The organism is Cellulophaga baltica (assembly GCF_018861125.1).
Lineage (GTDB): Bacteria > Bacteroidota > Bacteroidia > Flavobacteriales > Flavobacteriaceae > Cellulophaga > Cellulophaga baltica_A.
The window spans coordinates 67,555-76,699 of record NZ_JAHKQN010000033.1 but is presented as its reverse complement, the minus strand read 5'-3'; the positions used below and the strand labels follow the sequence as shown (position 1 = coordinate 76,699).

At 29.4% G+C, this 9,145-nt stretch carries 6 protein-coding genes and 1 pseudogene; all 7 read left to right on the top strand.

The annotated features are described in order from the left end of the window. Positions 1-483 (top strand): annotated as a pseudogene (locus KO500_RS15865) (hypothetical protein); the annotation flags it as partial. A 345-nt stretch (positions 484-828) separates the two neighbouring features. Beyond that, positions 829-1,203 (top strand): cupin domain-containing protein, encoded by a 375-nt coding sequence (locus KO500_RS15860; protein ID WP_215957541.1) that lies wholly within the window; start codon positions 829-831, stop codon positions 1,201-1,203. A gap of 202 nt (positions 1,204-1,405) precedes the next feature. After that, complete coding sequence (locus KO500_RS15855) at positions 1,406-1,948, top strand: DinB family protein (RefSeq protein ID WP_215957540.1); 543 nt, start codon at positions 1,406-1,408, stop codon at positions 1,946-1,948. A 57-nt stretch (positions 1,949-2,005) separates the two neighbouring features. After that, complete coding sequence (locus KO500_RS15850; RefSeq protein ID WP_215957539.1) at positions 2,006-2,980, top strand: hypothetical protein; 975 nt, start codon at positions 2,006-2,008, stop codon at positions 2,978-2,980. A gap of 172 nt (positions 2,981-3,152) precedes the next feature. Then, positions 3,153-5,255: a right-handed parallel beta-helix repeat-containing protein gene (locus KO500_RS15845; protein ID WP_215957538.1), complete on the top strand. Its 2,103-nt coding sequence runs from the start codon at positions 3,153-3,155 to the stop codon at positions 5,253-5,255. Positions 5,256-5,862: 607 nt separating this feature from the next. Beyond that, complete coding sequence (locus tag KO500_RS15840) at positions 5,863-6,570, top strand: ZIP family metal transporter (protein ID WP_215957537.1); 708 nt, start codon at positions 5,863-5,865, stop codon at positions 6,568-6,570. A gap of 195 nt (positions 6,571-6,765) precedes the next feature. Beyond that, a complete protein-coding gene (locus KO500_RS15835; RefSeq protein WP_215957536.1) occupies positions 6,766-9,102 on the top strand; it encodes a TonB-dependent receptor in 2,337 nt (778 codons plus the stop codon). Positions 9,103-9,145 lie beyond the last annotated feature (43 nt).

Here is a 9,145-nt window from a genome sequence, read left to right as displayed (position 1 = left end):
GGAGTTAATAATATTAATAACACCAACACTAACAATGACAATAATGCTATTAGCATCATTAGAGAAAGTGGAGATGTCGGAATTGGAACTACTGACACTAAAGGGTTTAAATTAGGAGTAAATGGTAATTTAGTAGCTACAGAAATAAAAGTTGCTACATATTCAAATTGGGCCGATTTTGTATTTGATGAAAATTACAATTTACCAACTTTAAAAGAAGTTGAAAAACACGTCAAAGCAAAAGGACATTTAAAAGATATTCCTAATGCTAAAAAAATCGAAGAGGAAGGTTTTTATCTCGCCGAGATGGATGCTAATCTATTAAGAAAAATAGAAGAGTTAACTTTATATACAATTCAACAAGAAAAAAAAATTTTAGCTTTAAAAAAGCAAGTCCAAACATTTGAAAAACTAAATGAAGAGAACAAAAATTTAAAATCTTTAATTGAAAGAGTTACTAAGCTTGAAAAAGAAATAAAGTAGTTTTTAAAAGTATATTACTCAAGTATAGTCAAAAACGCTTTATTTGTTTGTTTGATTTGATATTATTGAAAATTATCCATAGATAATAATACTCTAGATATGGTTGGACTAATTGTTCAAGTAAAACTGGCTGGAAAGCAAAACAGAGAAAAAAACACTGCTGTCACTTGGGTTTCTATTGATAATAGATAAGCTAATGCATTGGATAATAAAGTTTTCAGTATAAGTACATTCTTAGCTATAATTACAAAAATTCTATTTCTTACTTCTCTAATTATTAGAAATAAATTATATTGCTAAAATCATTAGTATTAGACAAATCATAAAAATAAAAAATCAACAAAAATGCAAAGATTAAGTGAAAAGTACATTATCAGCAAAGATATAGAATGGGAAAAGCTTGGTGGCGGTGTCTCAAGAAAATTCTTAGGTTACGATAATCAAATCATGATGGTAAAAGTAAAATTTGAAAAAGGTGCATTGGGTACTCCTCACCAACATTTTCACACACAAGCTACTTTTTGTGTTTCAGGTAAATTCGAATTTGAAATTGATGGGGTTAAAAAAATTGTAGAAGCTGGAGATGGTGTTTACATTGAACCTAATTTATTACACAGCGCAGTTTGCTTAGAAGAAGGTATGTTAATTGATACTTTTAGCCCTGTAAGAGAAGATTTCTTAAGTGGTGGTGCTGTTTCTTATTTTGGAGATAAGGAATAATTATATTCAAATTATAGATTGAAAGCATCAGCAGTAGCTATATAATAAAGTTATTGCTGATGTTTTGTTAACTTTCTGTTTTATAGTTAAATTTCTTAAATAGAAATTATAACTCCAACCTACATTTTCTAAAATAGAACAAAGAAAATTATCTTTCCCTTCTTTTTCTATTCTAATAAAGTAACCAACCATATTTATTAAAATGAAAAGAATATTTCAACTATCGCTAACAATATTTTTTTTATTGCTAGCATCTCCACTTTTTGCTCAAGAAAACGATTTTATAAAAGACTATATCGAACGTTTAGAGAACTCTAGAAAATATTTAATACTTGTAGCTGAAAGTGTACCTGAAAACAAATACGATTTTAAAGCCTCTGAAGAATCAATGACATTTGCAGAAAATTTAATGCATATTGGTTGGGCAATGGATTGGCATAGTCAAACTTTATTAGGTGGCCGTAAAGCTAGAGATTGGAATACTGATACTACACTTAAAGTTAATGACAAAACGAAAAAAGAAATGATTGAGGTCATAAACAAAACTTTTTATGAGACCATAAAATTGTTATCAGAGTTCGATGCAACTAATTTTAATGACAGACTTGATTATCTGGGCCTTAACAGAACTAAACGTCAAATATTTTTACTGCTTGCAGATCATATTACACATCATAGAGCACAAATGCTAGTGTACATGCGTATAAACGGACTAAAACCACCAAGATATGTGTTGTATCAATAGGCTTTCTTTAAAATTAAAATCTTAAAAAACTAATTACCAAAAACGTTAACCAATCAAATGATTCATAAAACTATAATGTTCGTTTGCTTATTTGCAGTCTTAATTTCAAATGCCCAGAATACACGACCTAGCGTAAAATCAAAATGTTTTGAATATTATACAGACAAAAAAAATGGAAAGCTTAACGTTACACATTTTACTACAATGGATTGTGAACTCTACGACAAAAGAGGCAACGTAATAAAAAAAACTACGTTTAAAAAAGATGGTAGTTATGATTATAGTAATTGCTATACTTATGAGTATGACGCTAATAACAACAAAATTAAAAAGCTATCATACACACCTGAGGGAGATATTGACAAAATTACTAACAACACATACAATACTAATAATCAAATAACTAAACACTCAATCTTTAATAACAAAAACCAACTACTTTTAGAAACTTCTTATTCATACAAATACGACTTAAACAATAACATATTAAAAGAAACCTGTGTTGTAAAACCGGAAACACCTTCAAAAATCAGTTATATTGATTATATCTCATATGACTTTTATGGCAACATACTAACGCATACTCGTAATACTATTGAAAACAAACAAGTCCATAAGTATGAATACACCTATAATAAAAATGGACACATGTTATCTGAAATTTTTTTCGATGAGAATAATGAACTCAAGCATAAATCAACCTACAAATTAGGGACTAGTGGCCGAATTTTGAAATGGGAGTTTAATGAAAATCGTGGCAAAGCATTTACTGAAAAATCTGACTATGACAAGTATGGCAACAAAATACTTTGGATAAAATACAATGCTAAAATGGAACTTCTACAGAAAATTGAATATTGCTACAATGAGTATAGCCAAATCATAAAAGAGAAACATTATAACATATATGAAAAACTAATGTATGTAATTAGCTATAAAGAAAATCACACCAATACAAACGCTGTTGAGTACACTACTTTTACTGATAAAGTAAAAACCAATTTTATAAAGCAAATAGTTGAATTGTATTAAATATTTACAAAGAACATCAACTTTATAAATCACAAATTCTAGTTGAGTCTTGATGTTCAAAATAAACTTATTTTGTTATTGATATTACCACATATGCTACTTATCTAATAAATAATACTCCTCACCTATTTAATAGATAAATTAAAGCATCATAAATGATCAATTTCAAAAAATGAAAAAGTCCTTTTTATTTCTCTTCTTATGCTTATGTTTTTCTATTTCTTTTGCTAAAACAACAACATTTTATGTTGCTACAAATGGAAGCGACACAAACCCCGGAACTAAAAAATTACCATTTGCGACTTTAATAAAAGCAAGGAATACGGTTCGAAATATTAAGAAGCAAAAAAATGATATTACCATTTACATACGTGGAGGGCGCTACTATTTAAAGGAGACTATCGTTTTTAATGAAACAGATTCTGGTAAAAATGATCATAAAATTATTTATAAAGCATATCCTGGTGAAAAACCAGTTTTTATTGGCGGAAAGCCATTATATAACTGGGAGAAAGTTGGTGCCGGTCTTTATAAAACAAAAATTGATATTCCAGATGATGAATTCTATCATATATATGAAAACGGAAAAAGAGCTTTTGAAGCAAGATACCCAAATGAAGGCTATCTATTAGGAATCAAAAAAGAAGTAGAAAATACAGCATTAGACTTTTCTATTAATCCTGTAGACATTCAAGATAACTTTACATTTACCCAACGTAGTAGAATTTATTTATGGGCTGGTAATGACTGGTTTTCTGCTTTTGTACCCATGAAATCCGTTGACAAAAGCAAAGGAATAATAAAATTAAGAGATACTTTACACCTTACCGATGTAAATAAAAGAAGCCCAAGACGTTATTACCTTACAGGAATAAAAGAAGCTTTAGATGCTCCTAGTGAATTTTATTATAATACCGATACAAAAGAACTGTTCTACTACCCTATTTCGAAAGATATAAATAAGAGTGAAATTGTAATTCCACTAATTACCTCAATAATTAGATTTGTTGGTAAACAAGAGCCTGTGAAAAATATTGAATTTAGTGGTATTGATTTTTCAATAACTCGATTTGGCGCATATTTTACTGAAACAAAAAATGGAACACATGGCACTAATGGTTGGAATGAACCTGCAAATAAAGAAGGATTAATCTATTTTGAAAATGCTAATAATTGTATTATAAATAAAAGTATAATTAGTAACGCAGGATATAATGGGGTAAGTATGGTCTGGGATGCGCAAGAAAATACAGTTAAAAATAGTGAGATAAAAAACTGTGGCTTTCATGGTGTATTGTTATCTGGCTACAGAGCTACATTTGGTTCTAAAGCAGATTTTAATAAAAAGCATAACATCACTAATAATCACATTCACCATTGTGGTAAACTTATAGGTCACAGTGCAGGAATTTTTATTTGGGCTAGCGGTAAAAACAAAATAACTCACAATGAAATTCATGATATGCCACGTTATGGTATTTGTATAAAAGGCCAACGATGGGGTGGTAAATTCGGTGCTGAATCTAATATAAAAATTAATACAGGTGAAGTTGTTACCAAAGACAATAAGTGGGATTTTGTCCATTCTAGAGAAAATTACATCGCCTATAATGATATTTATAGTGTTAGTAAAGATTCTGAAGATAACGGTATGATTTCCTTCTGGGGAAGCGGTAAAAACAATGTTGTTTACAATAACAAACTACATGATATAACAGATAAAAATGTTGAAGGCATTACAATGGCTGTTTATTTAGATGATGCTGCTGATTACACTACGGTTGAAAACAATTTAATTTTTAATATAAATGCTGGTGCTAAAATTTATCCAATTCTGGCTAAAGGTGTGCACAACTCTATAATCAATAACTATATTATTTGTGAAGCTTCAAACAAAGCTGCAGTACGCAATGTAACTCAATATAGCGAAGAAGTAAAAGGACATATTTATAAAAAAAACATCATTTATTTAAAAGGCGATGCTGACATATTTAGTATTGGCACTTGGAATGATGAAAAATTTGTGGAAAGTGATTATAATTTAATTTTTAGTGAGAAAGGTAATTACACCTATTCTGTTGAAAATAAAAAATTAAGTGTTGGAGATTGGAAAAAAGAATTTAACGGCAGGTATGCCACACATAATGTATATGAAAACCCTGAATTTTATAATGTAAATACTAATGATTTTAGGCTAAAAAAAGATTCTCCTGCGTTTAAAATGGGTATAAAAGAAATTGAATTAAATAAGTTTGGAATTCAACCAATTAAATAAAATTATATTAGAGAAAAATATTTCTGAATTAAAAACCTATAAAACAATTACTAAAAAGGGTAAAATATTAGACTTTGAATTTAAATACAACCCAAATGCTAAAAAGTTTAATTTAAGACTATTAGCTAAACTTATTAATTTTTATGCTATTATATTTTGGCTTTTATTGCAGTTATGTATTTGAAAATTAATAACACTCCCCTATTCACAGCATTTATTTTACTTTTTACAGTAAATCCTATTTTAGAACATGTAACTGGAAAGTCACTATGAAAATTATGCATAGGTTTTTAAGTTGTTAATGATTATTGCCAAAAACCTTCACTCTTAAGATCTTATTCGAGAAACATTTTATAACTTTCTAATCTATTTATATATGCATTATAAAGTGGAACTATCTGGAGTGAAAGTTTTTATCTTCATAATAAAAAAAACGACAACCTATACCATTTGAAGCAGAGAAAATATGGCTACTATTAAAATGATGAGGACCTAAAATTTCAATGTATAATTTCTTAATTTTAAGGTGATTTTTACGAACAGAAATTAGCCTTTTTTATATCACTTAGATTATAAATCACATCGCTAATATACTTTAAAATAAATTATGCTTACATCAATTATACTTTATGCTTCTTTTTCAGGAATTACAGTATTTATTGGAGGTGTTTTAGCGCATCTTTTCAATCATCACATAAAAGATACGCCTGTAAAATATGAAATTATTCATACCTTAATGTCTTTTGGTGCTGGTATTATTTTGTCTGCTGTAGCATTGGTATTAGTTCCCAGAGGAATTGAAGAACTTGATATAGTACCTATGGCTATAAGCTTTATGGTAGGTGCCATTGTATTTTTATATATTGATAGGTATTTAGCTAAAAAAGGCGGACAAAAAGCTACTCTTTTAGCAATGATGATGGATTTTGTACCAGAGTCTATAGCTTTAGGGGCATTGTTCGCTTTAGAACCAAAAACAGCGATGCTACTTGCTGTTTTTATAGGTTTACAAAATTTACCCGAAGCCTTCAATTCTTTCAGAGATTTGGTACAGAGTGGGTACACTGTAAAAAAAACCCTTTTTATATTTTTTGGCTTAAGTTTTTCAGGAATTATTGGTGCCTTAATAGGTCATTTTTTACTAAGTGATGCAGATAAGTTAACCGCACATTTAATGACCTTTGCTAGTGGTGGTATTTTGTATTTATTAATTCAAGATATTATTCCCCAAAGTAAATTAGATAAAAACTACTTAACCTCTTTAGGTGCAACCGTTGGTTTCTTAATTGGTATTATTGGAGAAAAGTTAATTTAATATCAGCCTATTTTTCTAACTCGCTTAAAGAATTGATCTTATAAAAAACCTATACCCTCTTCTACAAATTGAAATCAATTTATTAAAGCATCAAAATTCAAACGTAAATTTAACGCTTATTTTTAATAAATCTAAATAATAATAAATTACATTTGCGCGAATTAATTAAAAAGAATTTGAGAAATGAATGGTTTTATGAAAAGGGCAATTTTTTGTTTTTTTATTTTATTCGCATGTATCATAAGTGCACAAACAACTCCAACACTTTCGGGGTATGTAAAAAACAGTAATAATAGTGCTGTAGCTTATGCTCATGTAGAATTAATTGGTACAGACTTTAAATCAATAACTAATGATATCGGTTATTATAGTTTTTCAAATTTAAATGCTGGTGATTACACTTTACGTATTTCTTATATGGGAAAACATACCGTTAAACGTAAATTAACGATAATTGATAAAGTTGCATCTACAGTAAATATTGTAATGCAAAGTGAGGAACAACGTTTAGATGAAGTTTTAGTTACAGGAAACGAAAAGCCTCATGTAACCAAAGAAGAATCTGTTTATGTTGCGCGTTTACCTATTACTAATATGGAAAACCCGCAAGTATACAGTACAGTATCAAAAGAATTAATGAAAACCCAAGTAATTACAGATTTAGATGGTGCTCTAAAAAATGTTGTAGGTGCTGGTGTTCCCATACGTTATAATCAAAACAGAATTGTATTTGCTTCAAGAGGTTTTCAAGTAGAACCTAAAATAAGAAATGGGCTAACTACTTTTAATCAAAATGTAATAGATCCTGTAAATTTAGAACGTATTGAAGTTCTAAAGGGGCCTTCAGCTACACTATTCGGAAGTTCAGAAGTATCGTATGGTGGTTTGCTAAACAGAATTACTAAAAAACCTTTTAAAGATTTTGGCGGATCAATTGCTTACAATGGTGGTAGTTGGAATTTAAATCGTGTTACTTTTGATGTAAATACTCCTTTAAACAAATCTAAAACTTTATTATTTAGATTGAATGGTGCTGTACACGCTGAAAAGAGCTTTCAAGATGCTGGTTTTTATAATGATATTGCTTTTACTCCATCAGTTACTTATGAAATCAACGATAAAACAACATTGAATTTTGATTTAGAATACACAAAAAGCAAAGGAACTTCACCTGTAAGGCATTCACCTGATACTGATGATGTTTCAGTTCGTAGTGCAGAAGATTTTATTGATTACTATGAAACTTCTTATACATCTAATGATGTATATTATACCGGAGAAAACATTGATTTTTATGGTGAAATAAAACATGAGCTATCAGACACTTGGACGTCTTCAACCAGTTTTGCTAGAACACAATCATTAAACGACGGCTATACTTCACGTATTGATGGTAGATCAGAAGATACATTTAGAGCTCGTGTTTATTCTGGCTATTACAAATACAGCTCAACAAATATACAGCAAAATTTCACTGGTGAATTTAATATTGGGAGTTTTAGAAATAGATTGGTTGCTGGTATTAATTATTACAATTATTTTGCTGATAGAGATGTTTCATATATTAATACATCTGATTTTGAATACGGTAGTACTGATTACTATAATGAGTTTAATAAGTCTTATATAGATAGTGCTATGGTTGATGGTACCAGAACTTTTAGAACTCAAAACACAAATACCTACAGTGCTTATGTGTCTGACGTTGTTAACGTAACAGATCGATTATTAGCTATGCTTAGTCTACGTTACGATTATTTTGATGATGAAGGAACTGTGAATTTACTTACTAATACTACCAGTGGCTCTTATAATCAAGGAGCTTTATCACCAAAACTAGGCTTGGTTTACCAAGTATTCCCTAAGCAATTGTCTATTTTTGGTAACTATATGAATGGTTTTGCTAACCAAAGTGGTAGTGATGAAAACGGTGATAGTTTTGATCCTGAACATGCCAACCAATTAGAAGGAGGAATCAAATTTAACTTACTGAAAAACAAGATATCTGGTTCTATAAGTTATTATGATATTGAAGTTGAAAATATTTTAAGAGAAGATCCTGACAACAGCGATTTTAGTGTGCAAGATGGTACACAAACAAGTGAAGGAATTGAATTTGAACTAATGGCTAGTCCTATTGAAAACTTAAACCTGCTTTTGGGATATTCATATAATAAAAGTGAATTACAAAATACTGAAAATGGTGAACAAGATGGTTACCGCCCGGCCACTGCAGGACCTGAATCTTTATTAAATTGGTGGTTAGATTATAGCGTTCCTTTTAAAAACAACAACAAATTACTATTTGGTCTTGGTGGTAATTACGGTAGTGATTCATTCCAAACAAATACTGTAGATGCTACAGTTACAATACCATCATACAATGTGTTAGATTGTGGTGTTACTTATAAAGTTAGCAATACTTCATTTGGGGTTAAACTTAATAACATTACTAATGAAAAATATTGGTCATACCGTTTGGCACCTCAAAAATTAAGAAATGTAGTGGCTAATTTTTCTTTCAATTTTTAGTCCAAAACAAACCATTTTACATAGTATGAAAAATCAATTATGC